19 protein-coding genes are annotated in these 20802 nt (G+C 40.2%); 17 read left to right on the top strand and 2 right to left on the bottom strand.

The window, feature by feature from the left end:
* The first annotated feature begins 26 nt into the window (after positions 1-26).
* From EHQ16_RS16760 to EHQ16_RS16750, 3 genes are all read left to right on the top strand, one after another.
* Positions 27-1214 carry a cyclic di-GMP phosphodiesterase gene (locus EHQ16_RS16760; RefSeq protein ID WP_135632341.1) on the top strand — a complete coding sequence of 396 codons (1188 nt, stop codon included), beginning with the start codon at positions 27-29 and terminating at the stop codon, positions 1212-1214.
* Positions 1215-1231: 17 nt separating this feature from the next.
* On the top strand, positions 1232-1582 hold the full coding sequence (locus tag EHQ16_RS16755; protein WP_135632340.1) for a YraN family protein: 351 nt from the start codon (positions 1232-1234) through the stop codon (positions 1580-1582).
* Between the two features lie 103 nt (positions 1583-1685).
* Positions 1686-1886 (top strand): hypothetical protein, encoded by a 201-nt coding sequence (locus EHQ16_RS16750; RefSeq protein ID WP_002987385.1) that lies wholly within the window; start codon positions 1686-1688, stop codon positions 1884-1886.
* On the opposite strand, the gene EHQ16_RS16745 is transcribed toward EHQ16_RS16750, so the two are convergent.
* Positions 1887-3332, bottom strand: a complete 1446-nt coding sequence (locus EHQ16_RS16745; RefSeq protein ID WP_135632339.1) for an ATP-binding protein — start codon at positions 3330-3332, stop codon at positions 1887-1889.
* 60 nt (positions 3333-3392) lie between these two features.
* Here EHQ16_RS16745 and EHQ16_RS16740 point away from each other — a divergent pair, with 60 nt between their 5' ends.
* The 14 genes from EHQ16_RS16740 to gspN are packed head-to-tail and all read left to right on the top strand — an operon-like array spanning position 3393 to position 16847.
* Complete coding sequence (locus tag EHQ16_RS16740) at positions 3393-3818, top strand: type II secretion system-associated lipoprotein (RefSeq protein ID WP_244242121.1); 426 nt, start codon at positions 3393-3395, stop codon at positions 3816-3818.
* Between the two features lie 17 nt (positions 3819-3835).
* Entirely contained in the window at positions 3836-4834 is a 999-nt protein-coding gene (locus EHQ16_RS16735; RefSeq protein WP_135632338.1) for a peptidoglycan DD-metalloendopeptidase family protein, read from the top strand.
* A gap of 29 nt (positions 4835-4863) precedes the next feature.
* On the top strand, positions 4864-5778 hold the full coding sequence (locus tag EHQ16_RS16730; RefSeq protein ID WP_135632337.1) for a general secretion pathway protein GspC: 915 nt from the start codon (positions 4864-4866) through the stop codon (positions 5776-5778).
* A gap of 1 nt (position 5779) precedes the next feature.
* Positions 5780-7543: a type II secretion system secretin GspD gene (gene gspD / locus EHQ16_RS16725; protein WP_135632336.1), complete on the top strand. Its 1764-nt coding sequence runs from the start codon at positions 5780-5782 to the stop codon at positions 7541-7543.
* Complete coding sequence (gene gspE / locus EHQ16_RS16720) at positions 7540-9216, top strand: type II secretion system ATPase GspE (protein WP_135632335.1); 1677 nt, start codon at positions 7540-7542, stop codon at positions 9214-9216. Before gspD ends, gspE begins: the two co-directional genes overlap by 4 nt.
* Before the next feature lie 5 nt (positions 9217-9221).
* Positions 9222-10448, top strand: coding sequence for a type II secretion system F family protein (locus EHQ16_RS16715; RefSeq protein WP_135632334.1), 1227 nt, complete (start codon positions 9222-9224; stop codon positions 10446-10448).
* A gap of 5 nt (positions 10449-10453) precedes the next feature.
* Positions 10454-10915, top strand: coding sequence for a type II secretion system protein GspG (locus EHQ16_RS16710; RefSeq protein ID WP_135632333.1), 462 nt, complete (start codon positions 10454-10456; stop codon positions 10913-10915).
* On the top strand, positions 10890-11522 hold the full coding sequence (locus EHQ16_RS16705) for a type II secretion system protein (protein WP_409035612.1): 633 nt from the start codon (positions 10890-10892) through the stop codon (positions 11520-11522). Before EHQ16_RS16710 ends, EHQ16_RS16705 begins: the two co-directional genes overlap by 26 nt.
* Entirely contained in the window at positions 11500-12027 is a 528-nt protein-coding gene (locus EHQ16_RS16700; RefSeq protein WP_135632332.1) for a prepilin-type cleavage/methylation domain-containing protein, read from the top strand. Before EHQ16_RS16705 ends, EHQ16_RS16700 begins: the two co-directional genes overlap by 23 nt.
* Positions 12027-12668, top strand: coding sequence for a type II secretion system protein GspJ (locus tag EHQ16_RS16695; RefSeq protein WP_135632331.1), 642 nt, complete (start codon positions 12027-12029; stop codon positions 12666-12668). The genes EHQ16_RS16700 and EHQ16_RS16695 overlap by 1 nt, the downstream gene beginning before the upstream one ends.
* Complete coding sequence (locus EHQ16_RS16690) at positions 12631-13731, top strand: type II secretion system minor pseudopilin (protein WP_244242120.1); 1101 nt, start codon at positions 12631-12633, stop codon at positions 13729-13731. Before EHQ16_RS16695 ends, EHQ16_RS16690 begins: the two co-directional genes overlap by 38 nt.
* 2 nt (positions 13732-13733) lie before the next feature.
* The gene (gene pilM / locus EHQ16_RS16685; protein ID WP_135632330.1) at positions 13734-15356 is read left to right on the top strand and encodes a cell division protein FtsA; all 1623 of its coding nucleotides are present in this window, start codon (positions 13734-13736) and stop codon (positions 15354-15356) included.
* Positions 15356-15880, top strand: a complete 525-nt coding sequence (locus EHQ16_RS16680) for a hypothetical protein (RefSeq protein ID WP_135632329.1) — start codon at positions 15356-15358, stop codon at positions 15878-15880. The genes pilM and EHQ16_RS16680 overlap by 1 nt, the downstream gene beginning before the upstream one ends.
* A 1-nt stretch (position 15881) precedes the next feature.
* Positions 15882-16847, top strand: a complete 966-nt coding sequence (gspN, locus tag EHQ16_RS16675) for a type II secretion system protein GspN (protein WP_135632328.1) — start codon at positions 15882-15884, stop codon at positions 16845-16847.
* 326 nt (positions 16848-17173) lie between these two features.
* Here gspN and EHQ16_RS16670 read toward each other — a convergent pair whose 3' ends face one another.
* Entirely contained in the window at positions 17174-20791 is a 3618-nt protein-coding gene (locus tag EHQ16_RS16670; RefSeq protein WP_135632327.1) for a vitamin B12-dependent ribonucleotide reductase, read from the bottom strand.
* Positions 20792-20802: the final 11 nt, after the last annotated feature.

Here is a 20802-nt window from a genome sequence, read left to right as displayed (position 1 = left end):
CGCTTCTTACTAGGATTTACGCAATTATGCGGAAAATCTCCATACGTGACTTAGAACCTGGATCCAAGTTTACTAAGTCAATTTATCTGGATAAAGACACAGTATTTGTTGGAGCCGACCAACCCATCACACAACAAGACTTAGACCGATTGGTTCAATTTGGGATCACCTTTGTGTTAACCGATGGAGAAAAGGTGATGGCTGATGGTGGAGATAAAACTTCCTCAGGTGCAGGGCCCGGATACTTCGATACCAACCTTCCTTTTTACCAGGATGATGAAAATTCCACACGTTTTAAATATTTATTAGAAAAAGCAAATACCACCAAAGTAGAATTCAATGCGGTTTTTAAAGATTGTTTTGATTTGGTTCAAAAAACTTACAAATCAGCATCTGAAGGTCGTTATACGGAAATTCGTGAGTTCCGTGAAATTGCCGAACGAATTGCAGATCATACCAAAGCAAACGCACAAATTCCTATTTTACTTTTGTCTCATTCCCATTCGGGTTATTTTTTATATACACATATCTGTTATGCGACATTTTTTTCCGTGATGCTTGGAAACTTCCTCGAGTTTTCCAGACCCAAACTGATTGATTTGGCATTGGCTTCTCTTTTTGCAGATATTGGAATGGTGACTGTTCCCGAGGAAGTCTCAGAAAAAAAAGGTGCCCTTTCTGAACTAGATTTAAAAACCATCAAACGCCATCCGGTGACTGGTTATCAAATCCTTACCCAAAGGTTAAAGTTGAAAAACTCTCTGGCCATTGTAGCTCTCCAACATCATGAAGCAGTGGACGGTTCTGGTTATCCGCAAAGGATTCTTGCCAACCAAATTGAAGAACTCACAAAAGTGTTTATGATTGCTGACCAATTTGCTGCTATGATCCACCCAAGGCCTTACAGGCAGGCCATCCTTCCTTACGAAGCGATGAAGATTATGATCAGCGAAAACGTGAACCGTTTTGATTTAAAAATGGTAAGACTATTTTTAAATAAACTTTCTATGTTCCCAGTGGGGTCCGGAGTCATTCTTTCTGACCTAAGAATGGGTATGGTCATTGAATCCAATAAAGACAAACCGCTTCGTCCGGTCATTCGAGTCACAAAAGATGCAGAAGGCAAACGCCTCAAACATTTGGAATTTGTGGATCTAATGAAAGACTTAAATCTCTACATCCAACAAGCCATTCCCTTTTCACAGATCTACTGAAATCGATTTGTTTTTCTATGGTTTGGGAAAAAACAAAAAAGGGCCGGGCCGGAGAGGATCTGGCGAAGGGATATTTGGAATCCGAGGGACATTTGGTTCTTTTCCAAAACTACCGAAAGGCTTTTGGCGAATTAGACATAATCAGTTTTAAGGATGAATTCCTACATTGTTCAGAAGTTAAGTTTTGGAAGGAAAGTAGCGGATTTCACCCTTTGGAATGTTTTCATGAGACAAAACGCCTGAGAATGCGGAAGGTATATTACTATTTACTAAAAGAGATTCCTGCTTTTTATCACCTAACACCTTCGTTTAATTTGATCCATATCACGGAAAAAAAGGAAGTTCGTTTTTATTCGTCAATCTTCTAAATACTTCATCAAGGGATTTTTGTACCGGGCCGATTGATCATGTATCCCTCAAGGGAAAACGCTCTCAAGGACGAGAGTTTGATTGTTACAAGGAAGTAACCGCATGAGACAATTTAGTATTTTTGGGAATTTAGCAGAAACCGACGAATTTGGGCCAGATCCGGTATTACTCCGGAAAAGGGGAATGGCATCGACCATTCAGAAAAAATTCGAAAATTACAAAAAAAAGATCGATGATCCAGCTTATATGGATTATGCGATCAATAAAATTGCGATGGAAATTTCGCATTTTATTTCAAAGTAATTAGCCCAAACTATAAATCCATTGGTAACCAATACAATATTCCACTGCCTCCCAGATGTGTACTTCCTTCGTTCGGGAGGAGAGGTTCCAATCAGCAATGGTCCTTGCTAAAGAGATGATTTGTTTTTTCTTTCGTAAGGACAGTTGTTTGGTTTGTTGTTCTGTATCTAAAATTTTTTGAACTTTCTTTTCCTCATTCTCTGGAACTAGTCTAGAGTTTCGAAATAAAAAACGATCTCGTAAAACTATCCTCATTTTTAATTCTTCTAATTTGATACACCGATCATTGGTGGTTTCAAATAAGGTTTGAAAGATGGTGATTCGATCCAAAAATGCTCCACTAATTTTTTGCAAATACAAACGAATCTTTTGTAAAGAACAGTGGCAGGTTTGGTAACTGTGGTAGTTCCCGCAAGGACAGGGATTTGCCGAAAGCATGAGAGTAAAATCTGTTTTTAGTTTTGTGATTTCATTCATACGAACGATTTCTAAGTAAGAGTCTTCCATAGGCATCCGGAGGCTTTCTAAAATTCGATCTTTAAATTCTAATGCTTCATCCAAATACAAAATCCCTCCGTAAGCTTTTGAAATTTCCCCAGGTTGGAAGGGGAGACCTCCACCCACAAGTCCGACTTCTGTGGCTGAATGGTGGGGGGAACGAAAGGGTCGTTTGGTTGATGGGATTTCAAATTCCCCACTGGAAGTCCAAATGCCTTGGCCTGTTTGGTCTCTTGATTCTTTGGGTGGAAGTAGGGATTCTAGCATCCGGTGGAGCATTGTTTTTCCTGATCCCGGACTTCCTAAGAGGAGGCTATGGTGGTTGCCAAGAAGGGAATATAACAAACCTTGGAAAACCTTCATTTGGTAGGGATCTAAGTAGACTGTATCCCAAGTGGTATTTTCTGATGGCAAAACCTCCATCTCTCTTGTGTTAGGTGTTTCTACAGGTAGGTTTTTTAAATCTTCCAGATGGTTTAAGAATTGGTAACGACCTTTGGGGAGAGGTTCGTTTTCAAGTGTTGCCGGGAGACAAAAAGAATGCTCTCGAGATTCGGAACTTTGCCAAAGATACGGTAGGAGTTCCTTGCCACCTAGAATCCGTCCATCCAGACCTAGACTCCCTAAATACCGAATGGGGTAATTGGGACTAGGAATTTGGCCTGTCGCTAAAAGAATTCCCGCAGCCATTGCTAAGTCCAAACAGACCATTCGTTTAGGGATATGGACGGGTTTTAAATTGATGATGATGGTTTCCAGTGGGAACTGAAACCCAGAGGCCTCTAGAGCCAAACGGATGCGATCTTTGGACTCTTTTGTGGATACGGAAGCAGATCCCAAAATTTGAAACCCAGGAAGTCCTCTTCGGATTCCCACTTCCACTTGGATTTCTTTGGTTCCATTCCATTCATATAATAAACTTCCGACTTCTGCTCGTTTGGGGATCACATCTATCTTGGGTCAGGAGATTTCTCTTTTGGGCCAAAAAATAAAAAAGACTTTTCATAATTGAGGCATCATGGTGACTTTTCCTCAGAGTTTGCTTTGGATTGTAGTATCATTCGTGTAATTCCCCTCGTTCTTCTCCTTGCGTTCAGTCATTGTTCCCAACGGTTGATCAAAAAAGAAAAACTCAGAGAAATCAATGAATACTATGATGGAAAGACGTATCTGACACAAGAAGAGATCAAGTTTTCAAAAACAGAAATTTGGAAAAAAGGCACTCTTGTTAAGATCTACATTGAATCCACTCCTTCTCTTTTGAAATTGAAGGTTTATCCCATTGCAGAGTCGAGAGAGTCTTCTCTTGGAAAATTGGCTGACTACATCATCAATGATGATGTGAAAAAAAGGCAGTATGACTTGGAAGATATTGAAGAGTGGGTGGGTAAAAAATTCACTCTGGTTGAATCCAATGTCAAAAAAAAGAAATAAAGGTTAGGGAAGTTGTATTGTCTCAAGTAGTTCGTTTTTTCTCTTTCTTTGTTTCTGGTTCAAGATTCTTCCCTCGAGTGCCCGATATTTTATCTGTGAAGATCTCCCGGTTGGTATCATTTATTCTTTTGGTTCTTTCGGGAACTGGACTTTCTGCCAACCCATTCCAAAAAATTCATACAGAAATCAATGAATCTCTTCCTGGTGGGGAACAGGGAATGTTTCGTCTCTTTGGTTCCCAATCACAAGAATCAGAGATCCATAAACTTTTTTCTGTTGGTGTCAATGCCACAGGTGAAGAAGAAGAAGTGGAACTTGCTTCCCTCGACTTACCAAAATACATCGATGTATCTCCTGTTGTGAGTAATACCGTTGTCCACGAGTCAGGCATCGTATTAAAAAAATATACGGTACAAAAAAAAGACAATCTCTCAAAGATTGCTCGTTCCTTTTCCATAGAATTGGCAAAATTAAAAAAACACAATGGGCTGACAAATGACCAATTAAAAATTGGCCAAGTTTTAGAAGTTCCAGTCCAAGTTAAGAATGCTTCTTCTTCGAGAGTTGTTTTGAAAAAAATCTTTATTATGCCAGTTCCACAAAGTCGCGTGACATCTCGGTATGGAAGGCGTGTCGATCCTTTTAATAAATACAATCGTGTGTATCATACGGGGCTTGACCTTGCGGCAAAAGTAGGGGCGCCTGTGCTTTCTTCGGCTGATGGAGAAGTTGTTTTTACTGGCCGTAACGGCGGGTATGGCAATTCAGTCACCATCCAACATAAAAATGGTTATAAAACAGTTTACGCCCACTGTTCCCAGATTTTAGTTGAGGTTGGGGAAACGGTGAAGATGGGTCGTGTGGTTGCCCTTGTCGGAAGGACAGGTACAGCAACAGGAGCACATCTGCATTTTGAAGTGTTTCGAAACGGGAAAATTATGAATCCTGAATCGGCTCTTAGCATCACGGAAAAACAAGTCACTAGACTCCCTAAATCTGAAGTAGCCGGAATGTAATCGGAGCCTATCTCCGGTTTGTGGGGAGTATGAATTTAATCCTTCAAAGAATCCAATCGAGTCAGTTTTTGACATTGATTCCGGCAGTTTTACTTTTTTCTTTTTCTCTCGCCTATCTGTTAAAACTTGTCCTCTTACTTTTGTTTTCTACGGAAACGGGGATGAGTGCAGCGGGCAACCTCCGTCCTAAACAAATGCGCCAAGAGGTCATCCTTGCCGTTAGTACTTATGAAGATGTAGTGACTGGAAATCTCATTCGTGGTCAAGTTTATGACCCGAACGATGCCACCAAACGTGGGGCAGATGGGGCACCTCTCGATCCAGAAATTGCTCAGGATAACGGAGATGACGACCAGATGCTCATCACAGGAACTCTTTCTGGGCACTGGTCTTTTGCTCGGGTTACCATCCGTGAAAAACAAAACAATGATTCGGAAGAATATGGAACGGGTGAGATGGTCGGTGGTTATAAAGTCCAAACCATTGAACAACATTATGTAGTCTTAAAAAAGGGTGGCCTAAGCCTTCGTGTGAATATTGGCGAAACTCCTGCCCAGGCCAAAGAACGAATTCGTCCCAAAGATGCTGCTGCCGTTTCGAATTTAGGGCCATCCAGCCAAACGGTTCAAAAAGTTCTTTCCCGTGAGGACGTGAATCGGAAACTAAAAGACCCGAATACCATCTATAAAAATGCAAGGTTTGGCCCTCATTTGGTAGACGGAAAGATCGAGGGTTACAAGATCTATCAGGTGGCAAAAGACCATGTGTTTTATTCCCTCGGTGCTCGTGGTGGGGATATCATCAAACGAGTCAATGGAATGCCACTGAACGAAACAGAGAAAATGTTGGAAATTTGGGGATCGATCAAACAGGCCCCAAAAATTACAGTGGATTTAGAGAGACAAGGCAAAATAATCACATATGAATTTATCATTCGGAATTAAAATGAGAAATCGTCTTCCTTTAGTTGTACTCAGTATTTGCCTTTATATATTTGTAACACCTGGTTTTTCTCAAGAAAAAGGGAAACAAATCAAATCTAAATCTTCTCCTGAACCAGCTAGTTTCACAGCCGATTGGAGAGATACGGAACTCAAAGATTTTTTAATGGGAATGAGTGCCATCATCAAAAGAAACATTCTCATTGATGACGCTGTAAAAGGGAAAAAAATCACCATCATTTCTCAAAAACGAGTGAAGATTGAAGATGCTTACGGATTTATGAAATCCGTTTTAGAAACACAAGGTTTTGGTCTCATCGAAGAAAACGATCTTATCAAAGTGGTGAAAATCAAAGATGCACTTGCCAAATCACCCATCGTTCGCATAGGAAAAGATCCTGTTTCCGAATCAGAAGTTTCACTGAATAAAACCATCACTCAAATTGTTCCATTAGAATTTTCGAATGCGATTGAGTTGGAACCAATTCTCAAAAGAGTAACTTCTCCTGATACCGATATCATCATTCCCAAAAACCAGAACACATTAATTTTTTCTGGTTCAACCTCTGATATTAACAAATTACTGAAGTTAGTTGATAATTTGGATGTTCGTGCGGATGGCCCAGGATCCATATCCTCTGCAGGTGACATTCATATTTATACTTTGGAATACAATGAAGCAGAAAAACTAGCTGCCATTTTAGTAAAGTTGGATATGCCAGATGCTCCCGCGGCTCCCACACAAGGCCCCCCGGGGGAACCTGGTCCGGATGGAAAACCACCGCAGCCTCAACAACCAGTGGCCCAAGCTCCCAAAGTTCCTGGCAAACAGGATAAAATCAAAGCAGTTGCTCACAAAGAATCAAACTCCCTAATTGTGACTGCAACTCCTCAAGAATGGGAAGAAATCAAAAAAATCATAAAAATTCTAGATACTCCCAGAAAACAGGTGTTACTTGAGGTTCTCATTGTGGAGCTCAGTTCCACAGACTTAAATGACTTCGGTATCGATTGGCGTTACCAAGAATTGGCGTACGGACAGTTTAACACCGGTCTTGCGGCCCAAGGGGGGGTCATCGATAAAAATGGTCGACCTACGAATGTCAACACACTATCTGGATTTTCCCTTGGATTCATCCGTCGTGGGGGCCAACAGATCATTGGTATCTTAAACGCAAACTCTACGAATGAAAATTTTAACGTATTGTCTGCTCCGCAGATTTTGACCTTGGACAACCAAGAAGCAGAGATCAACGTAGGTCAGGACGTTCCAGTTAGAACCCAAAACCGTAACGCCGGTCTTGGCGGGGACAATGCGGTGACTGTGGCAAACTTTGAATACCGCCCCACAGGGATTAAACTTAAATTCACTCCTCATATCAATAAAAACAATCGTATCACTTTAGATCTTTACCAAGAGATCAAAAACGTAGCAGGGATTTCTTCCGAAGCCACAGGGGGAAACCCAACGTTTAACAAACGTGATATCAAAACAACGATTGTTGTGGATAATATCCAAACCATTGTGATTGGGGGATTACTTTCCAATGACAAACAAAAGAAAGTGCAAAAGATCCCGATTTTAGGGGAGATTCCGTTACTTGGAACCTTATTCCGAAGGACTACCAATCAAAATCGTAAAACTAATTTGATGGTGTTTTTAACACCACACATCCTAGACGATCGAGACAAGTCAGACCGTATCACCATCCAAAAGAAAAATGAACAAGAAAGGATGGTCGACGAACGAGAAAAGAAACTACGATGAGAAAGAGTTTAGGACAAATTCTTTTAGAAGATGGGATCCTTACCGTTAAGGATCTTGAGGATATTTCCAAACAACAGGAAAAAACCAATCTTCCTATCACTCATATCATCCAAAAAAAAGGTCTCGCTTCCGAAACAGACATCCTAAAGGCACTAGCAAAACTCCACCGCATGGAGTTTGTCGACAAACTGGAGTTTGTTGCCAGTGAGGAAGTGTTTGCTAGAATCCCTCTAAAATTAGTCCAACGTTCCAAAATTGTTCCCGTCTCTGTGAAGGGCAAAAAGGTAATTGTTGCCACTTGTGATCCGACAGACCTCCATCCTATGGATGATATGAGGTCTTTTCTCAAAGGATATGAAATCCAATTCGTTCTCGCTACCGAAAACGAAATTATGAGAATCATCCACTCTCAGTTCGACAAAACTACTGCCGAAGCCAAAGAGATGATGGATGAGATGGACGGAAGTTTTGGTGACCTCTCCGATGCTTTTGAATCGGATGCACTTGATTTATCAAACGAAGCTCCTATCATCAAAATGGTAAATGTGATCTTATCACAAGCCGTATCGGAAAGGGCCTCGGATATCCACGTGGAACCATTTGAGAAATCAGTTGTGGTTCGTTACCGTGTGGATGGTGTTTTACAAAAAGTATTAAGTCCACCTAAGTCTTATTTGGCGGGAATTTCTACCCGTATCAAAATTATGTCGAATTTGAACATCGCTGAAAACCGGTTACCTCAGGATGGTAGGATCAAACTTAGGTTGGCTGGGAAAGACGTGGATGTTCGTGTGTCCATCATCCCTTGTCAATTCGGGGAACGGATCGTAATGAGGATCCTAAACAAAACTGACCAAAAATATTCCATCGAAACCATGGGTTTTAATAAAGAAATTTTAGGTGACTTTAAAAATTTAATTTATAAACCTTATGGAATTATTTTAGTCACAGGTCCCACAGGATCTGGTAAATCGACAACACTCTATTCTGCACTTTCCGAAATCAATACAGAAGAACGAAACATCATCACTTGCGAAGATCCGGTGGAATACCAAATGGATGGAATTTCACAGATGCAAATGAACGAAAAAATCGGTCTCACTTTTGCTGCAGGCCTTCGTTCCATCCTCCGTCAAGATCCGGATGTGGTAATGGTAGGGGAGATCCGCGATGAGGAAACAGCAAGGATTGCCATCCAAGCATCCCTCACTGGTCACTTAGTATTTTCCACTCTCCATACGAATGATGCATCCTCAGCCGTGACAAGGCTTGTAGATATGGGAATCGAACCTTACCTCATCACCAGTTCCGTGTTAGGTTTTATGGCACAAAGGCTTGTTCGTGTGATTTGTAAGGATTGTAAAACGAGTTACAAACCTACTGACAAGGATCTCGCGGGTCTTGGAATCCAAAGAAAAGAATTAAAAAATGGTGTTTTGTATCGAGGGAAAGGTTGTTCTTCTTGTCTAAATTCTGGATACAAAGGCCGAACCGGATTGTATGAACTTCTCACCATGAACGATGAAATCAAACGTGCCATTTTGCAAGGTGCTGATGCCAACCGCATTAAGGAAATTGCATTGAAAAATGGGCTTTCTACTTTGCAAGATTACGGCAAATATAAGGTGATTGAGGGTGTCACAACTCCGGAAGAAGTCCTACGGGTATCTTAATTTATATGCCACTTTATACGTACGTTGCATTCAACAGAAAGGGGAAAGAAGAAAAAAATATTATCGATGCCCCGAATCTTCAGGCGGCACGTAACAAACTAAAGGCGAAAGGCCTTTATGTCAGATCCATCCAAGAAGATAGAGAAAAGGAAGAAAGAGAACTTTTTCCGTTTTTATCAAAATTATTATACCGAATTCCCAGAAAAGAAGTGGGATTATTTTGTAAACAACTCGGAACCCTACTTGGTGCGGGTATTCCACTTGATAAATGTTTGTTATCGATCATTGACCAAGTGGAAAATATCTATTTCAAAAAAGTTTTGATTGAGATGAGAGCGGACATTACGGAGGGAATGAGTCTTTCCGAGTCCATGAAAAAACACAAAACGGTTTTTCCTGACCAGTATCCCAGTTTGATTTCCGTGGGTGAGTCCACAGGAAATTATGAAAACACGTTACACCGGTTAGCTGAACTAGAGGAAAAATCCTCTGAATTAAAATCGAAAGTCCAAGTGGCGATGATTTATCCCATGATTATGGGTTTACTTTCTTTGGGTGTTTCCATCTTCCTACTTGTGGTGGTGATTCCACAAATTGAACAGTTGTTTGCATCCTTTGACGCTAAACTTCCGCTACTCACAAGAAGTGTGATCTTCTTATCTTATGTTTTAACCAATTATTGGTTTTTTATTTTAGGTGCCATTGCCGGTGGATTTTTAGGATTTATGAAATGGAAAAGTGCGGGTGAAGGAAAAAAAACTTGGGACAAATTCCTCCTTCGATTGCCAGTCATTGGAACCTTACTTCGGAAAATCCTAGTTTCTAATTTTGCAAGGAATCTATCTATTTTGCTTTTGAACCGGGTGCCTCTCATTGTTTCATTGAACATTGTCTCTGACGTTGTCGGACACACGGTTTTTAAGGAAGAAATTGAATCTGCCATCATCAAAATCAAAGAGGGTGGAAAACTTTCTGATTCTTTACAAGGATCTCAAGTCCTCCCGCAAATGGTACTTGGGATGCTGAGTGCCGGGGAAGCCTCTGATAAAGTCCCCGAAATGATGAATAAACTCTCGGAAATCTATGAATCCGAGGTGGACACGGCAATAAAATCTTTGACCCAATCATTAGAACCAATGATGATCATTGTAATGGGTGGAATTATTTTTACAATCATGGCGGCCATTATGACGCCAATGTACAAACTAACTCAAGAAATCCAGGGGATGTAGGGTTTATGAAAACTAAAGGGAAACACAGAAAGATACGTGAGGGACTTACCCTAATCGAGATTACCGTAGTAATGCTCATTTTAGGATCTCTTATGGCAATTCTTTACTCCAGTATCGGTAATCGGGGTGAAGGCGAAAAAAAACTGAAGCTTAAAAATGATAGTGCTGTACTAAAAACAGCTCTCGAACGTTATTTAGAAGTGTATGATAAATACCCTTCAGAAGAACAAGGTTTACAAGCTTTAATCGAAAAACCAGACGATGACAAAGTTGGTGATGATTACGAACCAATTGTTCGTGAAAAAGCAGTTTTAAAAGATCCGTGGAAAACTCCTTATGTATTAAAGTTTGAAGGTGCTATCCCGCAAATTCTTACTTTAGGTGAAGATAAAAAAGAAGGTGGAGAAGGAAAAAATAAAGATTTTAATATCCTTTCACCGGATGATTACCCGGCCGCTTTCCGATAAAATATCGGTTTTGAAAACCAAGCGGAAATTACGCGATGGTCTCACACTCATTGAGATTGCCGTTGTAATTTCCATCCTTGGTCTGATCATGGTGATTGTCGGAGGAACTCTCCGTAACCTCATCATTCCTTCTACCGAAGATATCGCTGTTAAATTACAGGAATCTTTTAAATTCGGATACAACAAAGCCCAACTCACCAACCAAGCTGTTTTATTCCAATACGAGTTTGAAAAAAGAGAATACCAGTTTTTCCTCTTAAAAAGAGAAGAGGGTGGGCTCGAAGAAGAACCTATCTTAAAAAAAGTAACACTTCCCTTTTATTCAAAAATTGTCAGCGTACGTGACTTAGGTGGTAAACCGAAAACAGAGGGCAAAATTCGAATTGTATTTACCCCACAAGGAACCACAACAGATTTATTGTTATATATTGGCTCTGATTCAGAGATCAAACGAACCATTCAAATCTACAGATATGGTGGAAAAATCAAAATTCATAAAACGGAATATTTTCCTGAACCAGAAACTGGGCCCATCCAAAAGGTTTCTTATGGTTTGGATGAAAGGGATGAACAGGTGGAATCAAATGCGAAAACACCGCCTAAATAAAAACACCCGTTCGGCTTTCACACTCTTTGAAGTCACGATTGCTATGGCTATGGCCGCGATGGTAATGACTTATACATATTCGCTGATTGCCGAAGGAATTTCATATCAGAAAAAAGCAGTTTTACTTGCCAATGCTGTACATTTAGCAAAAATCAAAATGGCTCAAGTGGATTCTTCCACTACTATGCAAACGGACACCTCCCGAGGTTCGATTGATGCCTTCCCTGGATACACATTCGAAACAGAAATCAAAGAAGAAGAAATGGACTTACTCAAACTAGCCGGTGGTCCTAATGCAGAAGCTCTTCGTAACAAAGCCCCCAAGGATATGTTAGGTGATAAAGACGTAGGTTTTAGCGACCTAATGAAAAAACGGGGTCAGAAAAAAAGTTTTGAAACTGGTGGAGTTTTGAAAGTATTTCGAGTGAAGGTTTCTATTTTTTATATGGATGGGAACAAAAAAGAAACCTATAGTGTCGAAACATTTAGGAGTACAAAATACTAATGTTTGTTTATCGTCGTAAACGTGGTTTCACACTGGTGGAGATATCCATTGTTGTGATGATTATGGCGGTAATTTTTACGGGAATATTTTCTGTATTTTATACAGCGAATAAAATTTCAAAAAAAGGAGCTTCTAATAAAGGAGCAAATCGAAAAGACATTCTTTATGCAATGGAGAATGTTCGAGGAACTCTCACCCGTACATATTTTATCGATAACCAAAAACGAATTTTATTTGTGGGTAAACAAGAAGGGGTGACTGGGGCAAGGAATGACCGTGTAGTATTTGCAACTGCTAATCCCAATTCCGAAGAAGAAGGACAGGCATCTGTCAGGGAAGTTTCCTTTTATTTACGTAAGATGCCGAATCCAAAAATGGAAGGACTGTCTTACTTAATACGCCGCGAAGATGAGATGATCGATACCTTCCCTACCCAAGGTGGCGTTGAACATGTATTACTTGAAAATGTAAAAAGTTTTCAAATGAAATTTTCCGAACGTGGGGACAAATGGGTTGATGATTGGAATTCCCGTACAACAAAAAAAATTCCAAGACTCATTCGGTTTGAAATTATATCACTTGTGGGGAATGCATTTGTTAAATATGAATCACTGGCGCATCCGGTTATCCTCTACAAATAAAAGAGCCAAAAAGGGATTTATGGTTTATCTCCTTGTGATGGCCATAGGTACTGCTTCACTATTCACGGCATCCAAATTCTTTGAAGACGCCGCGACAGAATACCGCGTGGCTCGTTCTCAGGCTGATGGATTTCGGGCTCATATGCTCGCCAAAGCAGGGTTTATGGGTGCCGTGGGCGCATTGAAAAAAATTCCAGAAGAAGTTTTATACCAATCGGGTCTTGCTATGGATCCACCTCCCATCCCCCTCGGTGGTGGTGTCATCTATTACACCATGAGTCCTGAAGATGGAAAAATCAACATCAACTCTCTTGTGAAGATTTACGACGACCAACCCAACCAAAGAACGATTGAGATGGTGACCCGACTTTTTTACCAATTTGGATTAAAACGAGAAATGATTTCGCCCATTTTGGACTGGATCGATGAAAACCATCAGGAAACCGGGGGCGGTGCGGAGCAGTATTACTACAGCCGGCTCACTCCTCCAAGAAAGATCAAAAATGCTCCATTTTATTCCCTTTCGGAGCTTTTGAATGTCAAAGGATTCGATCGTTCTGTGGTTTATGAAAGTTTAAAACCCAAAGATTATGATAAAAATAACTCCAAAGACTTTATGACAGAGGAGGAAAGAGCCCTTCGTTCCGATAAAGATTATGTGCTCTCCAATAATGTTACCGCCTATTTGCCTGCGGGTGATTCTTATGATGATCGGATCAATATCAATACGGCACCGTATTTTGTCCTCATTTCCCTTTCTGACTTTATGACCAAACAAGCCGCCATGAAAATTTTGAAACTCAAGTTGCAGAAAGGAGGCTATATTAAAGAATTGAAAGATCTGGAGACCGAACCAGAATTTCAAGTCAAAACAACAGGGGATCTCACTCTGTATAAGGAACTTGCGGGAGAGGGAACAGATGTCTCTGGTGGGCGAATCAAAACCAAAGGCGAAGTTTATAAAATCACAGGGGTTGGGATTATAAAGGATAAAGTGGTTCGAAAGGTATCTGGTCTTTTTGACCTTACCAACAACCAAATGTTATACTATACTGAAGATTAATTATGTTATCATTTGACCAATACCTAGCTATCGATTATGGTTCTACGTTTCTAAAAGGAGTCCTTTTTAAAAAGGTTCTAGGAAAAGTGGTTATCCTCCGGACAGAAAGTCTTCCCGTTGTGGAACTGGATGATTCGGAAGGGGATCCCTTTGAATACAATATCATTCGATTCATTCAAAGTTTTTTTCCGGAAGAAAATCGCTTTCTCCTCAATTTAGGAATCCACAATCTTTTTGTCCGAGACCTTACCGTTCCTTTGGTTTCAGAAAAAGCAATCCAAGAAGTTTTACCTTTTGAGGTAGAAAACCTGGTTCCTTACCCGATGGAAGAATTAGAAGTCATTGGTAAAACTTGGAGAACAAATAAAGAAAACTCTGACGTTATTTCCTTCAATGTCCATCACACGGAATTACTTCGCGCCTTAAAACCTTTTGCTAAAGGAGATCTTTCTTTATCTTGTTTGTCTCTCGATTCCTTTGCACTTTCTTCATTGGTAACTAAAAATTACCCTTTGTTACTTACCGAACAAACCATCTTACAGCTGGATTTGGGAGGACGGTATAGCATTCTGAATGTTCTTTTTGAAGGAAAACTTCGCCATACACGACAAATTTATATTGGTGGTGAAGAAGTGAGTTCGGAAATTGCAAACTTACTTAAAATTGAATTAGAGGATGCGAGGGTTTTAAAAGAATCACTTCCAACCGGTTTTCTTTTTGAAACAATTGAAAAAACAGAAGAGTCCAGTTTCCTTTCAAAATTCCATATGAATTCCACACAGTGGAAAAACCTTCGTAAGTTTATATTAGCTAAGATAGACCAACTCATCCACGAAGTGGAAAATAGTATTTTTTCACTTCCAGAAACAGAAAGGCCGAGTCTCATTCTTTTGTCTGGCGGGGCGAGTTTGTATCCTGGCCTTACTTCTTATTTAGAAGAAAAATTAGGGATTAGAACGGGTCGTTATGAGTTTTTAGGAATTAATGATCCTAGTTTTGTTACGGCAGTGGCTACTGGAACTCATTTTGAATCTCGTAGCCGCGTTAATTTTTTAGAAACTGGATTTGCAAAAAGAATTCATACAAACAGGTTTAAGTTATCTGCTTTTAAACCTCATCTAATTCTTGTCAGTATCTCTTTGGTATTGTTGTTTGGGGTATTTTTAATCGGAATTGTTTTAGACAAACGAAAAATTTCTGCAAACAAACGTGTGTTACTTGAGAAATATAAAAACGGAATTGGTGGCGAACTTGGAGAAGAAGAGGATCCACTCGCAGAGGCCAGTAAAAAATTAAAAGCAGAACGGAAAAAAACGGAAATTTACCGTCTATTTCTTTCCCAAGAAAGTGTTTTGGATGTTTTGAACGAAGCCACAGAACAATTTCCATCCCCAGAAGTATTACCTTTCATTTTAGATCAGTTTAATTTTGAAGAAAAGGAAATCCAAATTTACGGGCGGGTGAATGAATTTGGGGAAATTGGAACCATCCAATCAGCACTTGAAAAATCTGAAAAATTCACAAACATTCAAATCCAAAACAAAAGACTAATCACCGGTGTTAGTAAATTCAAAGTTAGTTTTAAAATCAAAATGGATATTGTGACTCCTAAGGATGAACCATAATGTTTGATCGCCTAAATGAAAGAGAACGTGTTTTAGTCACTGGACTCATTAGTTTTGTGGCTCTACTTGGAATTTATACAATCATCACTCTATTTTCTGATTTGAGAAATAGTCTTACGGAAGAAATTTTCGAAACCAGATCGCAAGCAAGCGAACTTGACCGAGTGATCCGAGAATACAATTATTTACGTGGATTACAATCTGGTGGAAGCGAAGAAGATGTAAGTGTGATGTATTCGAAACTGGACCAAATTTTGGTTCGATACAATCTCAAAGACAAAGTCCAAACCATGAAGGATACAAGTAATGTCATCCAAAAGGACTATAACAAAATTACAATTGATGTATCCTTTCGTTCTGTGCTTTTGCAAGACATTATCAAACTTGTTTATGATATAGAAAAAAACAAACAAATCCAAGCAAAGGTTGATCTACTTAGCTTTCGAAAACCATTTGCTGAAAAAGAAATCTACGATGTAAACTTAAAAGTTTCATCTTATAGCCGTTTGTCCAAAGGGAAATAATATGCCAAAAGAAAATGAATTGGAAGAAGATTTCCTAGACGAGGAAGACCAAGAAATTCAAGAAAGTCTTTTGGAAGACGATGGTGATTTGTTTGATGAAGATGGGGATGAAGAACATTCCAAAGTAAACCGAAAACAGGTTTTTACATTAGTAGCCATTGCAGTTGTATCCTTTCTTGTATTTACTCTATTTATTTTTCCGTTAAACGAAATTGTTCGTTCTGTGTTAATCAAAACAGGAAAAGAAACCGGTATCTTTATGGATGCCAAAGAAATTCATTTTCCTATGATTGGAAGAAAATCTTTTGATAGTTTTGTTGCGAGTTTTCCAACGGGGACGTCGATCAAAGCAGAAGAAATTAGTTTGGGAATTTCACTTCTAGGGCTTTTGCAATCTAGATTAGATGGTGATGCAAATATTGGTTATTTTAATTTCGAAGGAAGTGAATGGGCCATGAGCATCCAAACTTTGGACATTCCCCTTCGCCTTTCTCCCATTGATGATAAAATTACAAAATGGAATGGAGAAGGGGAGATCGACCTTTCTGGTGGAAAAATCAAAGAATCTGCCGAAATTCCATTTTTAGGAAGTTTAAAAGGAACTGACATCCGTAAGGCGAATTTTCTGTTTAAGATTCGTTCGGGAAAATTACTTTTGGAGCGAGGTAGTTTAGAATCTTCCCTTGCCAAATTCCAATTCCAAGGTGTGGTTCGTCTCTCTGATACCTTATCCTTTTCACAATTAGATTTAAAAGTTTGTTTTACTTTAACCGAAAAGTTTGCTCAGGAACGCCAAGATTTGGTGGGTATGGTGGCCTTACTTCCTCAGGAAGGTGGCAAAACTTGTATCCCGATTCGTGGCACCTTTTCTGCTCCAAAAGTAGATCTCCCCAACTTAAATCAGTTAGGTGGCGGTGGTGCTCCCAAAGCAGAAGATACATCCATTGAACCGGCTCCGGTTCCATAGTCTCGCTTATCGTTTAGTTTGATCAAAATGATTTTATTTGGCGAAACTGTCTTTGTGATACTTTCGCTAAAGGAAGTGTCGTTGTTCTTGAAATTTTTCCAGATTTTTCCGGACATCACTTACTGGTGAATTTAGCTTAACTCCCGATGATTCAAAATTCATCTCTCATTACCAACAGCAAAGATTCCACAGGTATCTTAAATTCAATGCGAACTGTAGTTGATTTAGGAGATAAAAAAAAGATCTCAAGGATGATTCCTCGAGATCTTTTTTCTAATTAATTCTAAACTCTAACCTTAAAGATTAGAGGTTAGTGGTGTTTGTTTTTACGAACAACCAGTTGTGGATCCGCAAGAGATACACTTCAGGCAAGCCCCGTTACGAACCATTTGGAAGGAACCACATTCTGTACAGGAATCTCCTGTATAACCTTTGGTTCTCGCTTCTCCGATGATTTTCAAAGTTGCCGCTGCCGATTGTGCTGCTGTTGGTGTTCCGGAAGCAACTGCCACCGGTTCCGGTTTTTCTTCCAAAACAGACTTCATGGAAATGGGAGAAACTTGTAGCGGAACACGAAGTCCGCTACTTTCCTGCTTTCCCACTAGATCCTTTGTTGGATCTGCTTTTCTTCCTACTTCATCTGTTCTTAGATCCTCGGGAGATACTTGTGCCAAGTCGTATCTTCCTAGGTAAGTAATGGCAAGTTCTCTAAAGATGTAATCGATCACAGAAGTTGACATCTTAATGTGAGGGTTGCCAGAAACCATACCGTTTGGCTCAAACTTGAAGAATGTAAAAGCTTCTACAAATTCTTCTAGTGGAACTCCATGTTGTAAACCAAGAGAAACTGCGATCGCAAACGCATTTGTAAGGGAACGGAAAGCCGCTCCTTCTTTATGCATATCGATAAAGATTTCACCGAGTTGGCCATCTTCGTATTCTCCTGTGCGAAGGTATACTTTGTGACCACCAACCATAGCTTTTTGTGTATAACCTGCACGACGGTGTGGAAGTTTTCTTCTTTCCGCAATGTATTTATAAACAAGTTTTTCCGCCACTTCCGTTACCGTTTTGGGAGCAGAAGAAGTTTGAAGTTCTTCCTCTTCTTCACCCACAGCACTTAACAACTGGAATACGGAGTTAAGTGGTTGTGAAAGTTTAGATCCATCACGGTAAAGTGCGTTTGCTTTGATCATCACTTTCCAAGACATGAGGTATGCATTTTTTACATCCTCGATGGTTGCCTCCTCGGGAAGGTTGATCGTTTTAGAGATCGCACCCGAAATGAATGGTTGTGCCGCAGCCATAATTCGGATATGTGATTGATAAGATAAGAAACGTTTTCCGTATTTTCCACATTTGTTTGCACAATCAAAAACAGCTAGATCCTTCTCTTTGATGAAAGGTGCGTTTTCGATGGTCATCGTTCCGCAAACATAATCATTTGCTTGTGCGATTTCATCTGCAGAAAATCCAAGTGTCTCTAAAAGGTTAAAACTCATAGAGTTATAAACACTTGCATCGATTCCCAATGTTTTGGAAAGGAAATCTTCACCTAACGTAAACTTGTTGAATGCAAATTGGATATCAAAAACAAATGGAAGTTGTTTTTCGAGTTTTTCCAATACATCTTCTGTAAAACCTTTTTCTTTCAAACGAGCTGTGTTCACACCCGGTGCTCCATTGAAAGTTGCATGGCCTTTACAGTAGTTTACAATCGCATCTTGTTCTGCTTGGCTGTAGCCGAGTTTTTTAAGAGCCACTGGCACTGATTGGTTGATGATTTTGAAATATCCACCACCAGCCAATTTTTTGTATTTCACGAGAGCAAAGTCTGGTTCGATTCCTGTTGTGTCACAGTCCATCACAAGACCAATGGTTCCTGTTGGTGCAATGACAGTCACCTGTGCGTTACGGTATCCATACAATTCACCAAGTTCCAAGGCTCTGTCAGAATCTTCTTTCGCTGCTTCGAGTAAGTAGGAAGGAAGGAAAGATGGATTGATTCCCACCGGAGTGATGGTTAGGCCTTCGTATTCTTCTTTTGGTGCATTGTAAGCCGCACGTCTGTGGTTACGAATCACACGAAGCATGTGGTTTTTGTTTTTTTCGTATCCAGCAAACGGTCCGAGTTCTTTTGCCATCTCTGCTGAGGTTGCATAAGAAGTCATATGCATGATGGAAGAAATCGCACCAGTCACAGCCATCGCTTCTTGTGAATCATAAGGAATACCCATGATCATGAGAAGGGAACCAAGGTTTGCGTATCCGAGACCTAAAGTTCTAAACTTGTAGGAGAGTTCTGCAATTTCTTTGGAAGGGAACTGCGCCATAAGCACAGATACTTCTAAGATGATGGTCCAAATTTTGTTTAAGTAACGGTATCCCGCGACATCAAAACTTCCGTCTTCTTTTAAGAATTTAACAAGGTTTGCGGAAGCCAAGTTACATGCCGTATTGTCGAGGAACATATACTCAGAACATGGGTTCGATGCATTGATCGCTCCGTCTTCTGGGCATGTATGCCATTCGTTGATCGTGCTATGATACTGTGTTCCTGGGTCTGCAGAGTTCCAAGCAGCATTGGCAATTCTTTCCCAAAGATCACGCGCACGTAAAGTTTTGGAAGGTTTTGCTTCTCTGTTTGCGGCCTTTGCTTTTTCTTTTTCCGTTCTGTTATAAAGGTGGAAAGGAAGGTCTTTTTCCACTGCTTCCATAAACTCATTTGTGATTCGCACAGAGTTATTGGAGTTTTGTCCAGAAACAGTGTTATAAGCTTCAGATTGCCAATCAGTTGTCAATTCTTCAAAGAGTAGGTCTTTGTAACCTTGTTTGGAAAGGTCAATCACTCGTTTGATGTAGTTGTCTGGAACAAATGCTTTCCTTGCTTTTTGGATCGCTTTTTTCAGATCTAAATTGGCAGCTGGGTCGTAAGCCGCTTCTTCACCAAGTGTTTGTTTGGCGGAAGAACAAGCGCTCATAATATCGTTGAGGAGGCGGTTGTTGAGAATGGATCCCGTAACAAGGGATGCCACTTTTTTCTCTTCTTGCACTTTCCAATCAATGAACTCTTCGATGTCCGGATGGTCCATATCAAGACAAACCATCTTCGCTGCACGACGAGTGGTTCCTCCTGATTTGATGGCTCCCGCAGCTCTGTCCCCAATTTTAAGGAAAGACATGAGCCCAGAACTTTTTCCACCACCAGAGAGAGATTCATTGGCAGCACGTAAGTTAGAAAAGTTAGTTCCTGTTCCTGATCCGTATTTGAAAAGACGAGCTTCACGAACCCAAAGATCCATGATTCCACCTTCATTCACTAAATCATCATCCACAGATTGGATGAAACATGCATGGGGTTGTGGGTGTTCGTAAGAAGAGGCTGATCTTACAAGTTTCCCCGATTTTGGATCCACATAGTAATGTCCTTGTGATTTTCCATCAATTCCATAAGCCCAGTGGAGTCCTGTATTGAACCACTGTGGGGAATTGGGTGCAGCCATTTGGCTTGCGAGCATAAAAATAACTTCTTCATAGAAGACACGAGCGCTATCTTCATCTGTAAAATAACCGTATTTATAACCCCAATACGTCCAACATCCCGCAAGGCGGTGGAAAACTTGTTTGGAATCCGATTCGCCTACAAATCTGTCTTCTGGATTGAGTGCGGAAAGTTTTTCATCATCCGGAACCGAACGTTGCAACCATTCTGGGATGCCTTTCTCAACAACCTTCTTTAAATATTTGGGAACACCTTTTCTTCGAAAGTATTTCTGCGCGAGGATATCTGTTGCTACCTGCGACCAAAAATCCGGAACTTCCACTCCGTTGGCCTCAAATACAACTGACCCGTCAGTATTCGTAATTTTAGAATCCTTACGGACCCAAGTTAAATTCGGGTAAAGACCCGTATTCCCTTTGGTAAAATGCCTCTCAATTTTCATGCAGACCCCAT

This window comes from Leptospira kanakyensis, assembly GCF_004769235.1.
Lineage (GTDB): Bacteria > Spirochaetota > Leptospiria > Leptospirales > Leptospiraceae > Leptospira_A > Leptospira_A kanakyensis.
The sequence above is the reverse complement of the archived record's forward strand: the minus strand, read 5'-3'. Positions and strand labels throughout refer to the sequence as shown.

Excerpts from the sequence above, each read along its gene's own strand:
- EHQ16_RS16750 (WP_002987385.1), top strand. The coding sequence starts at position 1,686 with ATGAGACAATTTAGTATTTTTGGGAATTTAGCAGAAACCGACGAATTT.
- pilM (WP_135632330.1), top strand. The coding sequence starts at position 13,734 with ATGTTATCATTTGACCAATACCTAGCTATCGATTATGGTTCTACGTTT.
- EHQ16_RS16755 (WP_135632340.1), top strand. The coding sequence starts at position 1,232 with ATGGTTTGGGAAAAAACAAAAAAGGGCCGGGCCGGAGAGGATCTGGCG.
- EHQ16_RS16670 (WP_135632327.1), bottom strand. The coding sequence starts at position 20,791 with ATGAAAATTGAGAGGCATTTTACCAAAGGGAATACGGGTCTTTACCCG.
- EHQ16_RS16760 (WP_135632341.1), top strand. The coding sequence starts at position 27 with ATGCGGAAAATCTCCATACGTGACTTAGAACCTGGATCCAAGTTTACT.
- gspD (WP_135632336.1), top strand. The coding sequence starts at position 5,780 with ATGAGAAATCGTCTTCCTTTAGTTGTACTCAGTATTTGCCTTTATATA.
- EHQ16_RS16705 (WP_409035612.1), top strand. The coding sequence starts at position 10,890 with ATGATTACCCGGCCGCTTTCCGATAAAATATCGGTTTTGAAAACCAAG.
- EHQ16_RS16680 (WP_135632329.1), top strand. The coding sequence starts at position 15,356 with ATGTTTGATCGCCTAAATGAAAGAGAACGTGTTTTAGTCACTGGACTC.
- EHQ16_RS16700 (WP_135632332.1), top strand. The coding sequence starts at position 11,500 with ATGCGAAAACACCGCCTAAATAAAAACACCCGTTCGGCTTTCACACTC.
- gspE (WP_135632335.1), top strand. The coding sequence starts at position 7,540 with ATGAGAAAGAGTTTAGGACAAATTCTTTTAGAAGATGGGATCCTTACC.
- EHQ16_RS16730 (WP_135632337.1), top strand. The coding sequence starts at position 4,864 with ATGAATTTAATCCTTCAAAGAATCCAATCGAGTCAGTTTTTGACATTG.
- EHQ16_RS16715 (WP_135632334.1), top strand. The coding sequence starts at position 9,222 with ATGCCACTTTATACGTACGTTGCATTCAACAGAAAGGGGAAAGAAGAA.
- EHQ16_RS16695 (WP_135632331.1), top strand. The coding sequence starts at position 12,027 with ATGTTTGTTTATCGTCGTAAACGTGGTTTCACACTGGTGGAGATATCC.
- gspN (WP_135632328.1), top strand. The coding sequence starts at position 15,882 with ATGCCAAAAGAAAATGAATTGGAAGAAGATTTCCTAGACGAGGAAGAC.
- EHQ16_RS16710 (WP_135632333.1), top strand. The coding sequence starts at position 10,454 with ATGAAAACTAAAGGGAAACACAGAAAGATACGTGAGGGACTTACCCTA.
- EHQ16_RS16690 (WP_244242120.1), top strand. The coding sequence starts at position 12,631 with ATGAATCACTGGCGCATCCGGTTATCCTCTACAAATAAAAGAGCCAAA.